The sequence below is a fragment of the Bordetella genomosp. 1 genome (genome assembly GCF_002261335.1).
Lineage (GTDB): Bacteria > Pseudomonadota > Gammaproteobacteria > Burkholderiales > Burkholderiaceae_B > Bordetella.
This window is the reverse complement of record NZ_NEVL01000003.1, coordinates 269,180-290,947: the sequence shown is the minus strand read 5'-3', so window position 1 is coordinate 290,947 and position 21,768 is coordinate 269,180. Positions and strand designations below refer to the sequence as shown.

The 21,768-nt window shown below is 71.3% G+C and carries 19 protein-coding genes; 11 read left to right on the top strand and 8 right to left on the bottom strand.

Annotated features, from left to right (window positions below; translation table 11 throughout):
• Positions 1–4: 4 nt before the first annotated feature.
• From CEG14_RS09790 to CEG14_RS09775, 4 genes are read right to left on the bottom strand one after another with little or no spacing between them, the layout of a single operon-like run.
• Entirely contained in the window at positions 5–1,675 is a 1,671-nt protein-coding gene (locus CEG14_RS09790) for a dipeptide ABC transporter ATP-binding protein (RefSeq protein ID WP_094826188.1), read from the bottom strand.
• Between the two features lie 8 nt (positions 1,676–1,683).
• On the bottom strand, positions 1,684–2,562 hold the full coding sequence (locus CEG14_RS09785) for an ABC transporter permease (RefSeq protein WP_094826187.1): 879 nt from the start codon (positions 2,560–2,562) through the stop codon (positions 1,684–1,686).
• Positions 2,559–3,521: an ABC transporter permease gene (locus tag CEG14_RS09780; RefSeq protein ID WP_094826186.1), complete on the bottom strand. Its 963-nt coding sequence runs from the start codon at positions 3,519–3,521 to the stop codon at positions 2,559–2,561. Before CEG14_RS09780 ends, CEG14_RS09785 begins: the two co-directional genes overlap by 4 nt.
• Positions 3,518–5,095 carry an ABC transporter substrate-binding protein gene (locus CEG14_RS09775; protein WP_256985624.1) on the bottom strand — a complete coding sequence of 526 codons (1,578 nt, stop codon included), beginning with the start codon at positions 5,093–5,095 and terminating at the stop codon, positions 3,518–3,520. The genes CEG14_RS09780 and CEG14_RS09775 overlap by 4 nt, the downstream gene beginning before the upstream one ends.
• A 390-nt stretch (positions 5,096–5,485) precedes the next feature.
• Between CEG14_RS09775 and CEG14_RS09770 the strand changes: the two genes are divergently transcribed.
• Genes CEG14_RS09770 through CEG14_RS09720 form a run of 11 tightly spaced genes read left to right on the top strand, consistent with a single transcriptional unit; the run spans position 5,486 to position 15,804 of the window.
• On the top strand, positions 5,486–6,214 hold the full coding sequence (locus CEG14_RS09770; RefSeq protein ID WP_094826184.1) for a GntR family transcriptional regulator: 729 nt from the start codon (positions 5,486–5,488) through the stop codon (positions 6,212–6,214).
• The gene (locus CEG14_RS09765) at positions 6,211–6,987 is read left to right on the top strand and encodes an ABC transporter ATP-binding protein (RefSeq protein WP_094826183.1); all 777 of its coding nucleotides are present in this window, start codon (positions 6,211–6,213) and stop codon (positions 6,985–6,987) included. The genes CEG14_RS09770 and CEG14_RS09765 overlap by 4 nt, the downstream gene beginning before the upstream one ends.
• A complete protein-coding gene (locus tag CEG14_RS09760) occupies positions 6,984–7,781 on the top strand; it encodes an ABC transporter permease (protein ID WP_094826182.1) in 798 nt (265 codons plus the stop codon). Before CEG14_RS09765 ends, CEG14_RS09760 begins: the two co-directional genes overlap by 4 nt.
• Positions 7,782–7,798: 17 nt before the next feature.
• Entirely contained in the window at positions 7,799–8,785 is a 987-nt protein-coding gene (locus tag CEG14_RS09755) for an ABC transporter substrate-binding protein (protein ID WP_094826181.1), read from the top strand.
• A 56-nt stretch (positions 8,786–8,841) separates the two neighbouring features.
• On the top strand, positions 8,842–9,846 hold the full coding sequence (locus tag CEG14_RS09750) for a zinc-binding dehydrogenase (RefSeq protein WP_218831334.1): 1,005 nt from the start codon (positions 8,842–8,844) through the stop codon (positions 9,844–9,846).
• Between the two features lie 19 nt (positions 9,847–9,865).
• Complete coding sequence (locus CEG14_RS09745; RefSeq protein ID WP_094826179.1) at positions 9,866–10,288, top strand: PaaI family thioesterase; 423 nt, start codon at positions 9,866–9,868, stop codon at positions 10,286–10,288.
• 15 nt (positions 10,289–10,303) lie between these two features.
• The gene (locus tag CEG14_RS09740; protein ID WP_094826178.1) at positions 10,304–11,836 is read left to right on the top strand and encodes a class I adenylate-forming enzyme family protein; all 1,533 of its coding nucleotides are present in this window, start codon (positions 10,304–10,306) and stop codon (positions 11,834–11,836) included.
• Between the two features lie 39 nt (positions 11,837–11,875).
• Positions 11,876–12,964: an ABC transporter substrate-binding protein gene (locus CEG14_RS09735; protein WP_094826177.1), complete on the top strand. Its 1,089-nt coding sequence runs from the start codon at positions 11,876–11,878 to the stop codon at positions 12,962–12,964.
• Positions 12,961–14,256 carry an acyl-CoA thioester hydrolase/BAAT C-terminal domain-containing protein gene (locus CEG14_RS09730; RefSeq protein WP_094826176.1) on the top strand — a complete coding sequence of 432 codons (1,296 nt, stop codon included), beginning with the start codon at positions 12,961–12,963 and terminating at the stop codon, positions 14,254–14,256. Before CEG14_RS09735 ends, CEG14_RS09730 begins: the two co-directional genes overlap by 4 nt.
• Positions 14,253–15,011 (top strand): ABC transporter ATP-binding protein, encoded by a 759-nt coding sequence (locus CEG14_RS09725; RefSeq protein WP_094826175.1) that lies wholly within the window; start codon positions 14,253–14,255, stop codon positions 15,009–15,011. The genes CEG14_RS09730 and CEG14_RS09725 overlap by 4 nt, the downstream gene beginning before the upstream one ends.
• Entirely contained in the window at positions 15,004–15,804 is an 801-nt protein-coding gene (locus tag CEG14_RS09720; RefSeq protein ID WP_094826174.1) for an ABC transporter permease, read from the top strand. The genes CEG14_RS09725 and CEG14_RS09720 overlap by 8 nt, the downstream gene beginning before the upstream one ends.
• A 10-nt stretch (positions 15,805–15,814) precedes the next feature.
• Here the strand turns inward: CEG14_RS09720 and CEG14_RS09715 are convergent, their stop codons facing one another.
• The 4 genes from CEG14_RS09715 to CEG14_RS09700 form a co-directional block, all read right to left on the bottom strand.
• Positions 15,815–16,777: a helix-turn-helix domain-containing protein gene (locus tag CEG14_RS09715; protein ID WP_094826173.1), complete on the bottom strand. Its 963-nt coding sequence runs from the start codon at positions 16,775–16,777 to the stop codon at positions 15,815–15,817.
• A 41-nt stretch (positions 16,778–16,818) separates the two neighbouring features.
• Positions 16,819–18,903, bottom strand: a complete 2,085-nt coding sequence (capA, locus tag CEG14_RS09710; RefSeq protein ID WP_094826172.1) for a caprolactamase subunit alpha — start codon at positions 18,901–18,903, stop codon at positions 16,819–16,821.
• 10 nt (positions 18,904–18,913) lie between these two features.
• Entirely contained in the window at positions 18,914–20,683 is a 1,770-nt protein-coding gene (capB, locus tag CEG14_RS09705; RefSeq protein WP_256985623.1) for a caprolactamase subunit beta, read from the bottom strand.
• 180 nt (positions 20,684–20,863) lie between these two features.
• On the bottom strand, positions 20,864–21,757 hold the full coding sequence (locus CEG14_RS09700) for an ATP-binding cassette domain-containing protein (protein WP_094826170.1): 894 nt from the start codon (positions 21,755–21,757) through the stop codon (positions 20,864–20,866).
• Between the last annotated feature and the right edge of the window lie 11 nt (positions 21,758–21,768).

The following is a 21,768-nucleotide window of genomic DNA, read 5'->3' as shown; positions in this document are numbered from 1 at the left end:
AGGGTCAGGCGGCGGCGCGCTGGTCGAGCCCGGCATCGCGGCGGCCGAGCCGGGCCTGCGCGCTCACCGGCAGGACGGCACCGAGCAGGCGGCGCGTGGCGGGATGGCGATCGGGGTCGTGCAGCGCGCTGCGCTCGAAGACCTCGACGATGCGGCCCTGCTCCATCACGGCGATGCGGTCGCACAGCGACTCGATCACCGCCAGGTCGTGGCCGATGAACAGATAGGTGAGCGACAGCTCGCGGCGCAGTTCGCGCAGCAGGTCCAGCACCTGGGCCTGGATCGAGACGTCCAGCGCCGAGGTGGGTTCGTCCAGGATCACGAAGGCGGGCCGGGGCGCGAGCGCGCGGGCGATGCCGATGCGCTGGCGCTGCCCGCCCGAGAACTCGTGCGGATATCGCGCCAGGTGCTGCGCGCCCAGGCCGACGCGCTCCAGGGCCTCGACCGCCCGCGCATGCGCCTGCGCGGGCGTGGCCGCCGCGCCCAGGCGCAGCAGCGGCGCGATCAGCTGCGCGCCGATGGTGCGGCGCGGATTGAGCGATGCGCCGCCATCCTGGAACACCACCTGCACCTGCCGCCGCAGCGGGGCCAGCGCCGCGCCGCTCAGCGCGGTCACGTCTGCGCCCGCAAAGGTCAGGCGGCCCGTGCTCGGGTCGAGCAGACGGGCGGCGAGCCGCGCCAGCGTCGACTTGCCCGACCCGGACTCGCCGATCAGGCCGAGGATTTCGCCGCGCCGGATCGAAAGATCGGTGGGCGCCAGCGCCTGCACCGTCTGGGCCGGTCCGAACAGACGCCGTCCCAGCGTGAACGTGCGCGACAACTGCGTGAGCTGCACCAGCGGGGTGGCATCGACGCCATCGACGCGCGCCGCGGCCGCCGGGTGCTCGCGGCGCCCGCCGGGCACGGCGGCGACCAGCGCGGTGGTGTACGGATGCGCGGGACGCGCCAGTACCGCCTCGGTCGTGCCGGTCTCCACGATCTCGCCGGCGCGCATCACCGCCACGCGGTCGGCCAGCGCCGCCACCACGCCGAAGTCGTGCGTGATGAGCAGGATGGCGGTGCCGTCGCGCACGTTGATGTCGGCCAGCAGCTCCAGGATCTCCTTCTGGATGGTGGGATCGAGCGCGGTGGTCGGCTCGTCGGCGATCAGCAGGCGCGGCCGGCCCAGCATGGCGAGCGCGATCATGACGCGCTGGCGCATCCCGCCGGAGAGCTCGTGCGGATAGGCCTTGAACACGCGCAGCGGATCGCGGATGCGCACGCGCTCGAGCCAGGCCAGCGCCTCGGCCCGCGCGCTCGCCCCCCGCAGCCCCTGCCGGAAGCGCAGGGCCTCGGTGAGCTGGTCGCCGATCCGGAACGAGGGGTCGAGCGAGGCCAGCGAGTTCTGGAAGATGATGCCGACGCCATGGCCGCGAATCTGGTTGAAGCCCGCCTCGCTGCGGCCCAGCAGCTCCTCGCCCTCGAAGCGCACCGAACCGCGCACCGACACGCCGCGCGCCGGCAGCAGCCCCATCACCGAGGCGGCGGTCACGCTCTTGCCGGAGCCGGACTCGCCCACCAGGGCCAGCACCTCGCCGGCGTCGATGTGCAGGCTCACGCCGCGCACGGCGGGCTGCACCTCGCCCGAGGGCGCGGTGAAATCGACGCGCAGATCTTGAATCGTCAGGACAGTCATGCGGGCTCCTAGTCGCGCGGGTCGAGCACGTCGCGCAGGCCGTTGCCGAGCCAGTTGAAGGAAAGCGCCACCGTCACGATCACGAGCGCCGGCAGCGTGGCGACGTGGGCCGCGCCCAGCACCAGCACCTGCGCGCCCTCCGAGACCATGCGGCCCCAGTCGGCATGCGGCGGCTGGGTGCCCAGGCCCAGGAACGAGAGCCCGGCCTGGAACACGATCATGCCGCCCACCAGCGTGGTGCCGTACACCACGGCGGCGCTCACGACATTGGGCAGGATCTCGCGCAGCAGCAGGTCGGCGGACGTGGCGCCGCAGGCCCGGGCCGCCTCCACGTAGTCCTTGTCGCGCTCGGCACGCACGCCGGCGTAGACCACGCGCGTGAGGTAAGGCGTGGCCGAGAAGACGATGGTGAGGCCCACCGCCCAGCCGCCCGGACCCAGCGCGGTGGCCAGCCCGATGGCGAGCAACACCATCGGAAAGGCGAACAGCACGTCGATCACGCGCATGATGAGCGCCGACCAGCGATTGCGGTAAAAGCCCGCCAGCAGGCCCGCGGCGAGCGCCAGCAGTACCGAGATCGCGACCGGCACGATGGAGGCGAGCAAGGCGGGCCGGCCGCCCCACAGCAGCCGGCTGAGGATGTCGCGCCCCTGCGCGTCCAGCCCGAGCCAGTGGCCGTCGGTGCCCGGCGGCCCGTTGCGCAGCATCGGCGTGGCGGCATTGGGATCGTAGGGTGCGAGCCAGGGCGCGAACACGCTGGCGAGCAAGGCGACGGCGATGAGCAGCAGGCCGAGCAGCGCCAGCCGGTTGGCGGCGAGCCGCCGCCACGCGCGGCGGCCGGCGCCCGCGGACACGGACGCCGTGGCGGAAATCGTGAGGGTGTTCATGCGGTGGCCGTGGCGCCGCGCAGGCGCGGGTTCAGTAGGTCGAGAATGATGTCGGTGGCGAGGTTCACCACGATGAAGCAGCCGGTGACCAGCATCACGCCGGCCTGGATCATGGGATAGTCGCGACCGGCGGCGGCGTTGTAGAGCTGGGTGCCGATGCCGGGCCAGTTGAAGACGTTCTCCACGAACACCACGCCCGACAGCAGATACCCGATCTGCAGGCCGGTGATGTTCACCACCGGCGGCAACAGGTTGCGGCCCAGGTGGCGGCGCAGGATGTGGCCGCGCGGCAGGCCCTGCGCGCGCAGCGTGCGCACGTACTCCGAGCCCATGATCTCGATCACCTGGGCCCGCACCAGCTGGGCCAGGATCAGCATCGAGATGATCGCCGCGGCCAGCGCCGGCAGCACCAGGTGACGCAGCAGATCGCCCCAGCCGTGGTCGCCGCGCATGTCGTACATGCCCGAGACCGGCAGCCAGCGCAGCTGCACGCCGAAGATCCAGATCAGCAGCAGTCCCGACCAGAACACCGGGAAGTTGTGGCCGACCTGAATGATGAACATGGTCGCGCTGTCGAGCCAGCTGCCGCGCTTGAGACCGCTGGTCACGCCCACCAGCACCCCGCCCGCCACGCACACCAGCACGGCGGCGCCGGCCAGGATCAGCGTGTTGGTGAAGCTGCGGCCCAGCACCTCGTAGACCGGCGTGCGCAGCACCAGCGAGGTGCCCCAGTCGCCTGCCGCCAGGTGCTGCAGCCACCGCAGGTACTGCACCCAGACCGGCTGGTCCAGGCCGTACTCGCGGCGGATGGCGTCGATCGATTCCTGCGGCAGCGTGCTGGCCAGCGCGTTGGTGATCGGATCGCCCCCGCCGGCGTGCGAGATGAAGAACACCAGCACGGAAATCACGAAGAACAGCGGGACGGCCTGCAGCAGGCGGGACAGGATGGCGCGGCTCATGGTTGCAGCCACACCTTGGAGAGGTCGTAGAAGTTCTGTGCCGGCACGTTGAAGCCCTGCACGTTCCGGGCCGAGGCGAAGTGCAGGCGGAAGGTCACCAGCGGCAGGAAGGCGACGTCGCGCAGGGCGATGGCGTTGGCCTCCTTCCAGGCCGCGATCGCGGCGCGCTCGTCGGTCTGCGCCGCGGCCTTCGCGATTGCGGGGCCCAGCGCGGGGTCCACCAGCTTCTCGCCGCCGCCGCGCGTCACGACGTAGCCGTCGTAGGCGATCTTGAGCCAGTACGGCGTGACGAAGCCCCATTCCATCGTGAACAGGCCGGTGTCGGGCGCGAGGTTGGCGAGCTTGCTGGAATAGGTCAGCCACTCCTGCGAGATCACGTTCACCTTGATGCCGACCTTGCCCAGGTCGCGCTGGATCCATTCGATCGAGGGCTGGTTGGCCACGTCGGTGATGATGGTGAACTGCACCTCGCCCTCGGCATAGCCGGCGTCCTTGAGCAGCTGGCGCGCCCGCGCCGGATCGTAGGCCACGTCTTTCTGGGCCGGGTCGTAGCCGGTGCTGCCGATGTTGAGGATGTTGTAGGAGGCCTGCGCGCGGCCCTTGAAGATGCTGCGCGCCAGGCCCTCGCGGTCGATCGCGGCCGCGACTGCCTCGCGCACCGCACGCTTGGCGATGAACGGGTTGCGGAAGTTCCAGCCCAGGAACAGCTGTCCGGCGGTGGTGCTGTCGTGCACCGTGTAGCCGGCCTGCTCGAGCGCATCGGCGGCATCGGCCGGCACGCGGGTCAGGATGTCGATCTCGCCCGAGCGCAGCGCCGACAGGCGCGTGGCCTCGTCGGGGATCGGGCGGAAGATCACGCGCTCGAGCGGCGCCTTGCCGCCCCACCAGGCGTCGTTGCGCGCCAGCACGGTCTTCTCGCCATGCACGCGCTCCACGAACTTGAAGGGGCCGGTTCCGGTCGGGTGCAGCGCCAGGCCGTCCTGGCCGTATTTCTTCAGCGCGGCCGGGCTGAAGATGCCCGACACGTAGTTGCCCTGGGGCAGCAGGCGCGGGAAGTCGATGAACGGCTCCCTGAACACGTACTGCACCGTGTGCGCGTCCAGCACCTTCAGCGCCTCGAGCTTGCCGTACACCGGTTTCATGGTGGCGGCGGCGCGCGCGTCGTAGAACTCGAACGCGGGATCGGTGAAGCGGCGCACGTTGAAGCGCACGGCCTCGGCATCGAAATCGGTGCCGTCGTGGAACTTCACGCCCTGGCGCAGCTTGAAGGTGAAGGTGCGCGCATCGGCGCTCACTTCCCACTGCTCGGCCAGCGCCGGCACCAGCGGCGGCGGACCTTCCTTGTAGGGCTTGCTCAGGTCTTCGGCCAGCAGCGACTCATAGATGTGCTTGTCGACCCGATAGGTCTCCCACGAATACTGGCGGTTGGGATCGTAGACCGTGGGCTCCTGGTACTGGCCCACGATCAGCGTGCCGCCCGCCTTGGGCTTGCCCTGGGCCTGTGCGGCCGCGCTCCAGGCCAGCGCCGCCGTCGCCACGCCCGCCACCAGCAGACCCGTCACCACGCGGCGCACGCGCCGCCCCTGCCCGCTGCGCGTCGCCGCAACGCCTTGCGTATGAACTGCCACCGACCCCATGAACCCCGCTCCTGACTGTAAGAATCAGGCTGCATGGTAGGTAGCCCCCCCGGTTGCGCGAACAACCAAATGCGCATGACGACATACGGTGCCCGCCTTAGCAGCGCAGGTAATAAGGACAGACGCGCGGACGAGCCATGCAGCCGCGCGGCGTGGCCGGCCCTGGGCCCCCCTTTGTGAGCAGCCCAGCTGGGCCGGTCAGCACAGCGCATATCCATAGCAGATTTTCTTCGTTCGCCTGCGCTGTGCACCTACCTAGAATCATTCGTAAGCCGATGTGCAGACCTCGGTGAGCCGCTCAGAACCCCATCCCACACCGCGCAGCCCATGGACACTTTTCGCCATCCCGACTCCGACGACGCCGCCCTGAGCAGCGGGGACGATGCCTATCAGCGCATCCGCCGCGACGTGATCTCGTGCCGGCTCGCCCCGGGCGCGATCGTGACCGAGCCCACGCTGATGGCCGCCTACGACATCCGCAAGACCAGCTGCCGCATCGCGCTCACGCGCCTGGCGCAGGAAGGATTCGTGCGTTCGCGGCCGCGCAAGGGCTACCAGATCGCGCCGATCACGCTGCGCGACGTGGAGGAAGTGTTCACGTTGCGCGCGCAACTCGAGCCGCTGGCCGCGCGCCTCGCGGTCGGCCGGGTCGACCTGGCCCGCCTGCGCGAGCTGGAGGCGGCCTGCCGTGTGCAGCACCCCGTGCTGCAACTGAACGAACAGATCGACGTCTTTCTCGACGCCAACAAGGCCTTTCACCTGGCCATCGCCGCGTCCTGCGGCAACGAACGCCTGCACCGCACGCTGGCGGGGCTGATGGACGAGATGTCGCGCCTGGTGGCGCTGGGCTTCGGCGTGCAGAAGACCAAGCCCGAGATCAAGCACGATCACAACGCGATGATCGCGGCCTTCGAGGAAGGCGACGCCCGCCGCGTCGAACTGATTGCGCGCCGTCACATCGAGACCTTCCAGGCCATGACGCTGGAGAAGCTCTACGCCAGCCTGGCGGAGACCGGCGCCGCGATTCCGGTGACCGGGCCCGGGAGCTGGCGATGAGCGCCCTGCCCCGCGCCGTCCTCGGTGCCACCCCGCCCGCCGCGCTGCGCGTGGCCGGCCTGTCCAAGCATTTCGGCTCGCTCGAGGTGCTGCGCGATATCTCGTTCGAGGTCGGCCGCGGCGAAATCGTGGCGCTGCTCGGCGCGTCCGGCTGCGGCAAGAGCACGCTGCTCGACCTGATCGCAGGCCTGCAGGCGCCCGGCGTGGGCGAGATCACGCTGGCCGGCGAGCCGGCGGCGCGCTATCACCGCCATGCGCGGCTCGGCTATCTGTTCCAGGAAGACCGGCTGCTGCCGTGGCGCACCGTGCGCGACAACGTGGCGCTCGGGCTCGAGACCACGCGCATGGCGCGCGGTGAACGCGCCGAACGCGCCGAGGCCGCGCTCGCGCGCGTCGGCCTGGCCGGCTTCGGCCAGGCCTGGCCGCACACCCTGTCGGGCGGCATGCGCAGCCGCGCGGCCCTGGCCCGCACGCTGGTGATCGACCCCGACCTGCTGCTGATGGACGAACCGTTCTCCAAACTCGATCCGCAGACCCGCAGCCAGATGCACGAGGAGCTGCTGCGCATCCAGGCCGACACCGGCGCCACCATTCTGTTCGTGACCCACGACGTCGAAGAGGCCGTGGTGCTGGCCGACCGCGTGGTGATCCTGGAACCGCGCCCGGGCCGCATCCGCGAGGTGGTGCCGGTGACCCTGCCGCGCCCGCGCCTGCCCACCGATCCCGACGTCACCGAAACCACGCGCCGCCTGCGTTTGAAAGTCCAGCAATGAGCCGTGCTTCCGCCTCCACCCTGACCCCGCCGCGCGCCCTGCCCGCCTGGCTGTGGCTGGTGCTCACGCGCCTGCTGCTGGCCGCGGTGTTCCTGGCGCTCTGGACCTTTGCCGCCTCGCGCATGCCGAGCTTCGTGCTGCCCGGGCCGGAGAAGGTCTGGCGCGCCCTGGTGGCCCTGACCCGGACCGCCAGCTTCGGCCACGACGTGGGCATGACCACCTACCGGGTCGCCATGGGCTTCGCGCTGGCCGCGCTGGTGGGGACGCCGCTCGGCCTCGCGCTGGGCTCGAGCCGCGCGCTGGCCCGCGTGTTCGAACCGGTGCTGGCCGTGACCAACACCGTGTCGTCCGCGATCTGGGCGGTGTTCGCCATCATCTGGTTCGGCATCTCCAACGCCACCACCATCTTCGTGGTCTTCATGACGGCGATGCCGCTGATCCTGACCAACGTGTGGCAGGGCGCGCGCAACGTCGAGAAGCAGCACGTCGACCTGGCCCGCAGCCTGCGCTTTTCCCGCACGCAGATCCTGTGGCGCATCCACCTGCCCTCGATCCTGCCTTACTTCTTCTCGGGCGCGCGCCTGGCCTTCGGCTTCGGCTGGCGCGTGTCGCTGGTGGCCGAGACGCTGGGCTCGTCCGACGGCATCGGCTATCGCCTGCGCCAGGCGGCCGACCTGGTGCAGACCGACCAGGTGTTCGCCTGGACCCTGCTGCTGGTGGCGCTGATGCTCGCGCTCGAGGGCGGCATTCTCAAACCGCTGGAACGCCATCTGTTCCGCTGGAAACCTCACTGACGTACCGGAGTTCCCCCATGCAATTGAAATCCCTCCTGCGCGCGGCCGCGGCCGTCGTCCTGGGCGCGAGCGCGCTCACCGCCCACGCCGCCGACAAGGTGCGCATCGGCTACTGGAGCAGCGGCGTGAGCCTGGGCTACGGCTCGGTGCTCGAAGCCACCGACTTCCTGAAGAACCAGGGCCTGGACGTCGAGTTCGTGCGTTTCCCCGACGTGAACGCGCCGCTGCGCGCGCTCGCATCGAACTCGATCGACCTGGCCTTCGGCGCCCCGGCCGCGGGCGTGTTCAGCAGCGCCGCCGAAGGCGTGCCGATCAAGGTGTTCGCGGCCACCCAGCCGGCCGACGCGCAGTTCGTCGTGCCCGAAGGCTCGCCGATCACCTCGCTCGACCAGTTCCGCGGCAAGAAGATCGGCATGTCGCCCGCCGGCAGCTCGGTGGCGGTGATCGCCGGCGCGGTGCTGGCCGGCAACCACAAGATCGGCGCCAACGACTTATCGCTGGTGGGCGGCAACGAATCGCGCCTGGCGCAGTTCCTGGCGCAGAAACAGGTCGACGGGGCCGCGCTGCGCTCGGTCACGGTGGCGCAGCTCAAGGAACTCAACGTCACGCGCCTGGGCTCGTTCGCGCAGGAATGGCAGCGCCTGACCGGCTCGCAATCGGTGCCCTACATCGGCATCGGCGCCGTGCGCGCGGAGTTCGTGCAGGCCCATCCCGACACGGTGGCGCGCGTGATCGCCGGCCTGCGCAACACGCTGGCCTGGGGCGACACGCATCGCGACCAGGTGGTCGAGATCCTGCAGAAGTCGGCCAACCTGCCCGCCGAGGACGCCCGCATCTACGCCGCCCAATGGAACGACATGAACCGCGTGGCCTTCGAGGCCGCCGATCTCGCCACGCTCAAGCGCCAGCACGAGGTGTTTGCCGCGGGCGGGCTGATCAAGGGCGAACTGCCTGCCGACCTCTTCGTGACCGGCCCCTACGAGGCCGCGAAGAAGCTCAAGTAAGGCGCGTGCCCCTCTCCTTTACCAACCGAACCCGGGAAATCGACATGAGCAAGACCATGAAAGCGCTGGTGCTGTCCGAGCACGGCGGCCTCGACCAACTCAAGGTGGTGAGCGACAAGCCCATCCCCAACGCGACCGAAGGCCATGTGGTGATACGCGTGCGCGCCTCGTCTTTCAACTATCACGACGTGTTCACCGTGCAGGGCATGCCCGGCATCAAGGTGCCGCTGCCCGTGGTGATCGGCCTGGACCTGGCCGGCGAGATCAGCGAGGTCGGCCCCGGCGTGACCGGCTGGAAGGTGGGCGACCGCGTGCTGGTCAACCCGCTGAACCGCGCCAAGGGCCTGATGGGCGAAATGCTGGACGGCGGCATGGCCGAGTACTGCCTCGTGTCGGAACCCCAGCTCATCGCACTGCCCGACGCGGTCGGCTTCGATGCCGCGGCCGCGTTGCCGGTGGCGTACGGCACCGCGCACCGCATGCTGGTCACGCACAACACGGTGCGCAAGGGCGATCGCGTGCTCATCCTCGGCGCCAGCGGCGGCGTGGGCACCGCCAGCGTGATCCTGGCCAAGCTGCTGGGCGCCGAGGTGATCGCCTGCGCCGGCAGCGCCGCCAAGCTCGACGCGCTCAAGGCGCTGGGCGCCGACCACGTCATCAACTACCGCGACACCGACTTCTCGAAGTGGGCCATCGGCCAATACGGCAAACCGCAGCGCCGCACCAACGAGGGCGGCGTGGACGTGGTCGTGAACTTCACCGGCGGCGACACCTGGGTGCCCTCGCTCAAGTGCCTCAAGCGCGGCGGCACGCTGCTGGTCTGCGGCGCCACGGCCGGCCACGATCCGAAGGAAGACCTGCGCTACGTCTGGAGCTTCGAGCTGAACATCAAGGGCTCCAACAGCTTCTACGACGACAACCTCAAGGCCCTGCTCGCGCTCATCGCCGAAGGCCGCATCGATCCGCTGATCGACCGCCGCCTGCCGCTCGAAGAGGCCGCCGCCGGCCTGGCACTGATCCGCGACCGCGAAGTGCTGGGCAAAGTCATCGTCAATCCCTGAACCCGCAAGGACCCTCATCATGAGTGAAACCCAGACCCTGCCCACCGCGGCCGACATCCAGGCCCGCCTGCTGCGCGGCCCCTACCACCAATGGCTCGGCCTCGAAGTGCAGGCCGTGCGCGAAGGCGAGATCGAGCTCACCGCGCGCTGGCGCGAGGAGTGGGTGGTGAACGCCGAGAAGCGCTACACCCACGGCGGCATCCTGGCCGCGCTGGTCGACCTCACGGCCGACTGGGCCCTGGTGTCGCAGACCGGCCGCGGCGTGCCGACCATCGACCTGCGGGTGGACTACCACCGCCCCGCCGGCCCCGGCGACCTGCGCGCCCACGGCAAGGTGATCAAGTTCGGCGGTTCGGTGTCGGTCGCCGAGGCGCAGATCTTCGATGCCGACGGCAAGCTGGTGGCCAGCGGCCGCGGCGTCTACGCCACGCCGCGCGCCTGACCGGAGGCAACAGGCATGCCGGCACCGACCCGATCCGAAACGCCCGCCAACCTGGGCGCGCTTTCCGGCGACCCGCGCGCCACCGACGACGGGCTGATCGCGCTGATCGGCCTGGACGCGGCCGGCGCGGCCACCCCGGTGCGCTACGCCGAGTTCGCCGCGCAGGCCGAGGGCATCGCCCAGGGCCTGCGCCGGCGCGGCTACGCGCCGGGCGAGCGGGTCGCGGTGCTGGCCGCCAACTCGGCCCGCTATCTGGCCACGGTGTGCGGCATCATGCGCGCCGGCCTGATCGCGGTGCCGGTGAACTTCAAGTTCCCGCCGGCGCTGATCGCCTATGTGATCGGCGACAGCGGCGCGCGCCTCGTCTTCCATGACGGCGCGCGGGCGACCGCGGTGCCACCGCAAGTGCCCGCCGTGGCGCTCGACGACGCCGCCTGGGAGGCATTCCAGGCGCCGGGCGCCGAGCCGCCGTGGCAGCCCGGCGCCGAGGACATCGCGCTGATGCTCTACACCTCGGGTTCGACCGGCAAGCCCAAGGGCGTACGGCTGTCGCACGCGGGCCAGCGCTGGACCGTGCACACCCGCGAACGCGCCACACCGCTCGCAAGCGAAAGCGCCCTGATCGCCGCGCCGCTCTACCACATGAACGCGCTGGCGCTGGCGTTCCTGGTGCTGGCGTGCCGCGCCACCGCCGTGCTGCTGCCGCAGTTCGACGCGCGCACCTACATCCGCGCCATCGAGCGCCATCGCGCCACCTGGCTCACGGCCGTGCCGCCCATGATCGCGATGATGCTGCGCGAGCAGGACCTGCTGGCCTCGACCGACCTGACCTCGGTGCGGGTGATCCGCATGGGCTCGGCGCCGGTGAGCGCCAGCCTGCTGGCGCAGATCCACGCCATCTTCCCCAATGCCCGCGTGATCAACGCCTACGGCACGACCGAGGGCGGGCCGGTGGTGTTCGGCCCCCACCCGGACGGCCTGCCCACGCCGCCGCTGTCGGTGGGCTACGCCCATCCCGCGGTGGACCTGCGCCTGGCGCCGGGCCCGCAGGACGGCCCCGACACCGGCATCCTGGAGCTGCGCAGCCCCGGCCTGATGCGCGGCTATCACAACCGCCCCGACCTGGCGCTGCCCTTCACGGCCGACGGCTACTACCGCACCGGCGACGTGTTCCAGCGCGATGCCGACGGCTTCTACACCTTCGTGGGCCGCCGCGATGACATGTTCGTCTGCGGCGGCGAGAACATCTACCCGGGCGAGGTCGAGCGCATGCTCGAAGCCCATCCGGACGTGCAGCAGGCCTGCGTGGTGCCGGTGGACGACGACATCAAGGGCGCCAAGCCCGTGGCCTACATCGTGCCGCGCGCCGGCAGCCAGCCGGATGCCGAGGCCATCAAGGCGTACGCGCTGGCCAACGCACCCGCCTACCAGCATCCGCGCCACGTGTGGTTCCTGCCGGCATTGCCGCTGGCGGGCACCAACAAGATCGACCGCGCCAGCCTGCTGCGCGACGCGGCCGAACGCGTGCAGCCGCAAGCCGCGGCGTGAATTCCTCACAAACAGAACATCGCGACACAGGAGTGACCCATGCAAGCTTCCCGACCGTCCCCGCGCCCCGCGCGCCTGACCCTGGCCCTGGCCCTGGCGCTTGCCGCCGGCGGCGCGCAGGCCGCCGATGAATTCACCGTGGCCCTGGCGATCCCGCCCGCCGTGCACGACGGCGCGCCGTACGCGGCCGCCGAGGCGCTGGGCTACTTCAAGCAGGAAAACCTGGACGTGAAGACCATCGTGTTCCAGGGCGCGGGCGCGCTGCTGCCGCAGGTGGCCAACAAGCGCGTCACGGTGGGCTACCCGACCTCGGAACCCGTCATCTCCAGCACCTTCAACGGCAAGGACGCGCTGCCGCTGCAGTACTTCTACAACGGCGTGCCCGCGACCACCATGGAATTCGCGGTGCTGGCCGACGGCCCGATCCAGTCGCTCGCCGACCTGAAGAACAAGAAGATCGGCGTGGGCGCGCTGACCTGGGGCACGATCCCGGGCGGACGCGCCGCGCTGCGCACTGCCGGCCTCACGCCGGGCAAGGACGTGGACTTCGTGGCCGTGGGCGCGCTCGCGGCCGGCTTCCAGGCCCTGCGCAACCATCAGGTCGACGCGCTCAACTTCAACAGCAGCTGGAACGACATGCTGGAGATGTCGGGCACCCGGATCCGCCGCATTGCCTACCCGCCGGTGTTCGGCGAGACCGCCGGCAACGGCTTCATCGCCCACGTCGACACGGTGCGCGACAACCCCGACCTGCTGGTGCGCTTCGCGCGCGCCTACACCAAGGGTCAGGTCGCCTGCGACGCCAACCCGACCTACTGCGTGCGCGCCTTCTGGCAGCAGAATCCCCAGGCCAAGCCGGAGGGCGACGAGGCCCGTGCGCTGCAGGATGCCACCACGCTGCTGTCGCGCCGCCTCAAGCGCGTGCTGTACACCGCCGACGGCCAACCGCGCGTGCCGGGCCAGTACGACCTGAAGGCGATCCAGGGCGGCATCCAGGCCATGGCCGACGCGGGCGAATACCCGACCGCGCAGGTGCCGGTGGACAAGCTCTTCAGCAATGCGCTGCTGCCGCGCATCAACGACTTCGACGCCGCCGCCGTGCGCGCGCAGGCCAAGGCCCAGCAATGAGCGAGGCGACGCAAGCGCAGCTGCGCATCGAGCCGGCCGACGCGCGGGTCGACGTGCCGCGCCGCATCGTGGCACGTGGCCTGCCGCCCGGGCCGGCCCGGCTCGCGGCGACCCTGCGCCATCCCGACGGCAGCCTGTGGCAGGCCGAGGCGCACTACCAGATCGGCGCCGACGGCACGCTGGACCTGGACGCGCAGGCGCCGGTCGCGGGCGACTGGTGCCGCGCCGACGCGATGGCGGTGGTGTGGGCGCTGCAGCGCCAGTCCCCGCCCACCGACGCCCGGCTGTCCGACGAGACCGGCCCGCTGCACACCGCGCTGACGCTCACGGCCGGCGCACTCACGCTGTCGGCCACGCTGGTGCAGCGCTTCGAGGTCGAGGGCGTGACGCGCCAGGAGCTCGACGGCGAACGCTCCGGCACGCTCTACACCCCGGCCGGCCCCGGCCCGCACCCGGTGATCGTGGTCTTCAACGGCTCGGGCGGCGGCGTGGCACGGCAGCGCGCCGCGCTGTACGCCGCGCAGGGCTATCGCGCCGTGGCGCTGGGCTACTTCAAGTCGCCCGGCCGCCCCGATCACATCTCCGACACGCCGCTCGAGTACTTCGAGGCGGCGCTGCGCTGGATCCACGCCGAGCTCGCGCCCGCGCGCGGCTTCGTCGCCCTCACCGGTCAATCGCGCGGTGGCGAGCTGTCGCTGCTGCTGGGCGCGCGCTTCCCCGAGCTGGTGGGCGCGGTGATCGCCTACGTGCCCAGCTCGGTGGTGCACGGCACGCTGCGTGCCGGCCGCCCCGGCCAGCAGCCCGGCGAACCGGCCTGGACCTGGCGCGGCCAGGCCCTGGCAACCGTCTGGGACGGCAACCCGCAGGCCGACTGGACCGCCTTCGAGGCGCGCGAGGCCGGCCCCGGCCCGGTGCGCCAGGCGCCCGCGTTCGTCAGCGCGCATCGCCATGCGCCCAGCGTGGCGTCCGCCCGCATTCCCGTGGAGCGCATCGCCGGACCGGTGATGCTGGTGTCCGGCACCGACGACGGCTTCTGGCCGTCCACGGCCTATGCCGAGGAGGTGGCGCAGACGCTCTACGAGCACGAGCACGCCTGGCCCATCGAACACGTGCGCTGCCAGTACGCCGGCCACGCCATCGGCGTGCCGAACCTGCCCGCCACGCTGATCGCCAAGCCGCACCCGGTGGCGGGCGTGGTGCTGAGCGGCGGCGGCACGGCCAGCGCCAACGCGCGCGCCAATCGCGCCTCGTGGGCGGCCGTGCAGCGCTTCCTGCGCGAGGCCAGCGCATGAGCGCGGACCTGCGCCTGGAGGGCGTGAGCCTGACCTACCGCACCCGGCGCGGCGCGCTCGACGCGCTCGGCCCCATCGACCTGACGCTGGCGCAGGGCGAGTTCGTCGCCGTGCTGGGCCCGTCGGGCTGCGGCAAGTCCACGCTGGCCAAGCTGGCGGCCGGCCTGATCGCGCCGACCGCCGGCACGCTGCGGCTGGGCGACGCGCCGATCAGCGGGCCGAGCCGCCGCACCGGCGTGGTGTTCCAGAAGCCCAACCTGCTGCCCTGGCGCAGCGTGCGGCAGAACGTGCTGCTGCCGGCCGCCACGCTGGGCCTCGCGCCCGCGCCGGCCCAGGCGCGCGCGGCGCAGCTGCTCGAACTCGTGGGCCTGGCCGGCTATGCCGACAACTATCCGCACGAGCTGTCGGGCGGCATGCAGCAGCGGGTGGGCATCGCCCGCATGTTGCTGGCCGACCCCGAGCTGCTGCTGATGGACGAGCCCTTCGCCGCGCTCGACGCCCTCACGCGCGAGGCGCTCACGCTGGAGCTGCAGCGCATCTGGAGCCAGCAACGCAAGTCGGTGCTGTTCATCACGCACAGCATTCCCGAGGCCGTGTTCCTGGCCGACCGCATCCTGGTGCTGTCGCCGCGTCCGGGCCGCATCGTGGAAGACTATCGCCCCGCGCTGCCGCGCCCGCGCGATCCCGACACCCTGGGCCTGCCGGAATTCAACGCCGCCTGCCATCACCTGCGACGCCATTTCACCCATGCCTGATACCCGCACCCGCCGCGGCGGCGCGCTGTTGCCCGCCCCGGTCTATCCCCTCATCAGCCTCGCCGTGATCCTCGGGCTCTGGCAAGGCGCCATCGCGCTGTTCGCCATTCCGGACTACCTGCTGCCCCGGCCTGCCGCCGTGTTCGACGCGCTGGTACAGGGCTTCGCCACCGGCTCGCTCTGGCCCCACATCGGCGCGACCCTGGCCGAGGCCGTCAGCGGCTATGTGCTGGGCTGCGGCCTGGCGATCGTGCTGGGCGCGCTGCTGGCGGAGTCGCGCACCTTCGAGCGCTTCTGCTATCCGGTCTTCCTCGGCCTGCAGGCCATGCCGAAGGTGGCGCTCGGGCCCATCATCCTGGTGTGGTTCGGCTTCGGCATGGCGTCCAAGGTCGTGCTGGTGGCGCTGGTGTGCTTCTTCCCGCTGTTCGTCAACACCATCAACGGCGTCAAGCGCACCGATCCCGAGCTGCTCGACGCCTGCCGCGCGTTCTGCGCGAGCCGGCGCTACCTGCTGCTGCACGTCAAGCTGCCGGCGGCCGCGGGCGACATCTTCTCGGGGCTGCAGATCGGCGTGTCGCTGGCGCTCATCGGCGCGGTGGTGGGCGAGTTCCTTTCCGCGCAGCGCGGCCTGGGTTATCTGATCGCGTCGGCCTCGGTGAGCATGAGCCTGGCCACGATGTTTGCCGGCGTGGCGCTGCTGGCCGTGATCGGGCTCAGCGGTTCGCTGCTGATGCGGCGCCTGCACCGCCGCGTGGTGTTCTGGGAGGGCGCCGCGCGCGGCGAGCGCGAATGACCTGCCGGCGTCAGTCGGCGGCGCGGCGGGCCTGCCCCGGCGTGCGGCCGTAGCGGCGCTTGAACAGGCGGGTGAAATGGGACTGGTCTGCGAAGCCCCACGCATGCGCGATCGCCGCCACCGACGCGGGCGGCCGGGCGCTGGCGCGCAGGGCCTGGTCGGCGCGTTCGAGGCGCTGGCCCTGCAGCCACTGGCCGAAGGTCTGCCCCACGTCGCGATAGAGCGCGTGCAGGTAGCGCACGGAGATGCCACAGGCCTGCGCCACCCGGTCGGGCGTGAGGTCGCGATCGCACAGATGGCGCCGCGCGTAGTCTTCGATGCGGCAGAGATGCGCGGCCCGCACCGCCGAATCGCGCGATGCGAGCACGCGCGCATCGCCCTGCACCGAGCACACCAGCAGGTCGACCAGCTGCTGCGCCGCCAGTTCGCGGGTCGCGCCGTCGGCGCCGTCGCGGCGCTGCGCGAGCTGCCGGCCGACCAGCTCGACATAGGACGCGAACAGCCACCCGGCGCCACCCGTGGCGTCGAACGAGAGCGCGCAATAGCGGTCCGGGGTGCGCAGCCGGCCCGCCAGCAATGCCCCGGGCACCTTGAGCACCCACAGCGCATTGTCGGCACCGTAGGAGAACTCGTAGGGACTCTGGCCATGCTCGAGCAGGAAGGCGCCCGGCTCGCAGCGCGTCTCGCGCCCGTCCTGGGCGAACCGGATGCCGCTGCGGCGCGGCACGGTGATCAGGTATTGCTCATCGGTGCTGTCGCGCAGGTGCGCCTTGAGGCGGCGGTAGCAGAGCGGCGAGGAGGCCAGCCGCGACAGCGACAGCGCGCCCAGGTGCCAGGAATGCAGCGAGCCCTCGAAGCGCGCGGCATCCTGGAACTGGAGCTGCAGGCTGAAGTAGGTCTGGCCGACGGCGGCCTCCCAGTGGCGGGCGCGGTCCGGCGCGGCGACGTGGCCGGTGTCGTAGTGGGCGTCCACAGGGCTCTCTCCACGAGCGGAAACACAGCCGTCAATCTGGATCAGGCCTGCCCCCGGGTCAATAAGTAGGTACCCGAGCGGTGCAGCTGCGCGGTCCAGCCCGGCCGCACCACCAGCGTCGTGGTGGGCTCCTCGATCACGGCCGGGCCATCGATCCGGTCATCGGCCAGCAGCCTGGCGCCGTCGTAGACCGGCGTGGCGGTCCAGCGGCCCTCGCCGTCGAACAGCATGTCGCGCATGTCCGTGAGCGCCGCCGACGGGTCGCCGTTGCCCGCGGGCAGCGCCGGCAGCGCGGGCTTGTCGACGCTGCCGGACGCCATCGTCTCCAGGTTCACCAGCTCGACCACGCTGTGCGGCTCGGAATAGGTGTAGAGCTGCTCGTGGCGCGCGTGGAAGTCGCGCAGCAACGTGCGCAGGGTGGCCGCCGTGACGGGGCCGGGCGGCACCTCGACCTGGCACTCGTGGATCTGGCCCTGGTATCGCATCTCGACCTTGCGTTCCAGGTGGATGCGCTCCGGCGCGAAGCCGTCGGCGCCGAGCAGTTCGCGGCCGCGTTGCGCCATGTCGTCGAACAGGCGATCGACCCGCTCGAGGTCGGCCTGCGCGTCCAGGCGCATGACGGCGCTGGCCAGGAAGTGATACTTGACGTCGGAGATCACCTGGCCGAAGGCGCACAGGCACGAGGCGATCTTGGGCACCAGCACGCTGCGGCTGCCGATCTCCTCGGCCAGCGCGGTGATGTGCATGCCCGCCGCCCCACCCGCACACACCAGCGCGAAGTCGCGCGGGTCGTAGCCGTTCTCGATCGAGATGCGGCGGATGCCGTTGGCCATGTTGAGGTTCACCAGCGTGCTGATGCCGTAGGCCGCCCGCGCCAGCGTCAGGCCCAGGGGCTGCGCCACGCCCCGCGTGATGGCGCTGCGTGCGCGTTCCAGATCGAGGCGGATGGTGCCGCCCAGCACGGCGTCCGGGCGCAGGTAGCCCAGCGCCATGTTGGCGTCGGTCACGGTGGGCTCCTCGCCGCCCAGCCCGTAGCAGGCCGGTCCGGGGTTCGCCCCCGCGCTGCGCGGACCGACCTCGAGCATGCCGAAGGCGTTCAGGTGGGCGATCGACCCGCCGCCCGCGCCCAGCGTCTCGACGTGGATCATCGGCACGCCGATGCGGTGGCGCAGGAAGTCGATGTTGCGGTTGAGGTTGGTCTGGCCGCCGCGCGCCATCGTGATGTCGAACGACGTGCCGCCCATGTCCACCGTGATGATGTTGTCGATGCCGAACGGCGCGGCCACGTACAGCCCCGCCTGCGGCGCCGACGCGGGCCCGGAATTGATGGCATTGACCGCGCGCTGGCGCATGATCTCGCCCACGGCCAGGCCGCCATTGGACTGGAAGTAACGCACCGCGCCGCGCGCGCCCAGGCTGCGGAAATAGTCGTCGATGCGCGCCACGTAGCGCGCCATCACCGGGCTCAGGTAGGCGTTGACGATGGTGGTCGAGGTGCGGGTGTATTCGCGCACCTGCGGATAGACCTCGTGGCCGGCGCACACGAATACGCCCGGCAGCGCCTCGCGCAGCAGCGCCAGCGCGCGCTTCTCGTGGGCGTCGTTGGCCGGGGCCCAGACGAACGACACCGCCACCGCCTGCACGCCCTCGCGCCGGAACACCTCGACGGCCGCCCGCACGTCGTCTTCGTTCAGGGGCTGGTGGACCGTCCCATCCGCCAGCACCCGTTCGCGCACCGGCATGCGCAGCTGGCGCGGCACCAGCTGCGGGGCGGGCGGATAGTCGGCGTCGTAGCGGTAGCCCTCTTCCTTGTGGCCCAGCCGGATCTCGATGCTGTCCTCGTGGCCCGCCGTGCACAGCAGGCCGACCTTGACGCCCTTGAGCTCGATCAGCGCGTTGAGTGCCACCGTGGTGCCGTTGATGCAGAGGTCGCAGTCCCGCACGATCTCCTCGACCGGACGGTCCAGGGCCGCGGCGATCTGGGCCAGCCCGGCCGCGATCGCGCGGGTGCCGTCCTGGGGCGTGGAGGCGCTCTTGAACAGGCGGACCCTGCCGTCGCGGCCCGCCAGCACGAAGTCGGTGAACGTGCCGCCGGCGTCGACGCCGAGGCGATATTGTCCTTGCATGGTGGACTCCTTAGCGGGGATCGCGGATGCGCAGCGCGTGGGTGGCGGACAGGTCGGGACGGCCCTGGGCGTCGAGCACGACGCCATACTCGGCCTGCGCGGCCTCGCGCGAGACCAGGCCGTCGCGCACGTCGCGCGCCACGTCCTGCGGCGCGCGGCTGAACGGATCGCCGTAGCCGCCGCCGCCCGGATTGACGTTGCGCGCGCGCTCACCGGGCGCCACATGAAGAATGGTGTTCTGCCGGTGCAGCGACACGCTGCCGTCGGCGTGATGATGTTCGAGCCGGCCCAGCTTGCGCTCGGGCAGGCTGTTGTAGGCGCCCGCGGCGCCGCCCGTGGGGATCTGGCGGCCCTCGCCGAAGGCGATCACGGTCATGTCGTGGCCGAGCGGCTCGACCTCCCACACGGTGCCATGGCCGCCGCGCCGCTGCCCCGCCCCGCCGCTGTCCTCCTGCAGGCCGTAGCGATGGATGATGATCGGGTAGGCGTACTCCAGCAGTTCGACGTCGCCCGAGCTCAGCGCGCCGAAGCAGCACAGCGGCCCGCAGGCGTGCCAGCCGTCCATCTGTCGGGTCGCGCCGGCGCCCGAGATGATCGAGGCCAGCACCATCGTGACGTACTGCTCGCCGGTGCGCGGGTCCACGCCCGCGATGTTGACGCCGCTGGCATGCCCCCACGAGGCGGTGACACGATCCGGCGCCGCGGCCTCGAAGGCCTGCCGCACCGCGTCGGTCAGCGTCTCCATCGGCGTGGTGGTGCAGTTGACGTGGGGCGCCGGCTCGCGGGCGTTGCACAGCGTCCCGGGCGGGCCCAGGTCCACGGTCACGCAGCGGTACAGGCCGGCGTTGTACGGCGGCGGGACCTGGGCGAACATCATCAGGCCGAGATAGATGCCCGACATGGAGTTGCCGGCATACGAATTGATGAAGTACGGCACCTGGGGCGGGCTGTCGATGCGGATGTGCACGCCCTCGCCGCGCACCGTGACCTCGGCCGAGATCGTCATGTCGCCGTGGCCGTGGCCGGCGTCCTCGAGCCGGGCGCGGCCGTGATAGACGCCATCCGGGATCGAGGCGATCAGCGAGCGCATGTGGCGGTCGGCCATGTTCTTGAGCTGGGCGATGGCGGCCTGCACCGTGTCCAGGCCGTACTTGGCCAGCAGCGCGTGCAGGTGGCGCTCGCCGACGCGGCACGCGCCGTACTGCGCGTTCAGGTCGCCCTCCTGGTTGCGCCGCGCGCGCATGTTGCACAACAGCAGGTTGATCACGTCGTCGCGCCGCACGCCGCGATCCCACAGCTTGACCGGCGGAATCCGCAGGCCCTCGGCATAGAGCTCGCGCGCGTCGGGGTTGTAGCCCGCGGGCACCGGTCCGCCGATGTCGGTGAGGTGGCCCTTGCACACCGACCAGAACACCAGCCGGCCCTCGTGGAACACCGGCTTGTACATGCAGCAGTCCAGGATGTGGCTGCCCTGGTAGACCGGGTCGTTGTGGTAGATGATGTCGCCCTCGTGGATGTCGTCGCCGAAGAACTCGGCCACGGCCTTCATGGCGGGGATGAGCGAACCCAGGTGGATCGGGATGTCCTGGCCCTGCAGGATCATCTCCGGAAGATGGTCGAACAGCGCGTTGCTGTAGTCGTGCGCCAGGTTGAAGACGCTGGAGCGGCCGGTCTTCTCCAGCGTCAGCGTCATCTCGCGCTGCGCCGTCTCCAGCGCGCCTCGGACCACGGCCAGCGTGATCGGGTCCACCGTCATGGCGGGGCCAGTGTGCTCGTTCATCGTGTTCCCCTCGATCGTGCGCCGGCATGGCAGCCGGCCAGGCATCAAGCGTAGGGAGCGATGGGCCGGCTGGCTTGTACGCCAGCGCAGGAAAATTGGATCGAGGATGCACGGGCCGGCCCGGCGCCGCGGCAAGCGCCGCCCGGGTCGGTCACGGCGGCGCCGTCGGGGGCACGCGCCCTACACCGCCAGCCGCAGGTGCCGGATCTGGATCACCGGCGGTGGCGCGGGTGGCGGCGCGGGCGTGCGCTTGAAGATCACGTCCAGCACCCGCGCCTCCATGCGGGCAAACTCCGGATGGCCACGGGCGCGCGGACGCGCCAGCGCCACGCGCTCGTCGAACACCACCTTGCCCTCGTCGATCACCAGGATGCGGTCGGCCAGTGCCACGGCCTCGGCCACGTCGTGCGTGACCAGCACGGCGGTGAAGCCGTCGCGCTGCCACAGGCCCTCGATCAGCTGCTGCATCTCGATGCGCGTGAGCGCATCCAGCGCGCCGAGCGGCTCGTCGAGCAGCAGCAGGCCGGGCCGGTGGACCAGCGCGCGCGCCAGCGCCACGCGCTGGCGCTGGCCGCCCGACAGCGCCGACGGCCAGTCGGCGGCGCGGCCGGCCAGGCCGACCTCGCGCAACACGTCACGCGCCTGCCCGAGGCGCCAGCGCGGCAGGCCCAATCCCACATTGGCCAGCACGCTGCGCCACGGCAGCAGCCGGGCCTCCTGGAACATCAGGCGCACGCGCGGGTCGGCGCCTTTCACCGGCACCCCGTCGAAGCGCAGCGCGCCGGGCGCCGCGTCCGGGCGCTCCAGGCCCGCCAGCAGCCGCAGCAAGGTGCTCTTGCCGCAGCCGCTGCGCCCGACCACCGCGACGAACTCGCCGGCCCGGATCGTCAGGCTGATGTCGTCGAGCACGCTGCGCGCGCCGTAGCGCTTGGACAGGCGCGCGAGCTGCACGCCCACCGGCGGCGGCACGGCATGGGCCGCCCGGCCGTCCGGCTGCGGCGGTTCGCTGTCGCGCCGCGCCGCCTCGTCTTCGAGGTAGCGCATCAGTTCGAACTCGTTCGGGTTCAGGAACATCCGGGCCTCCC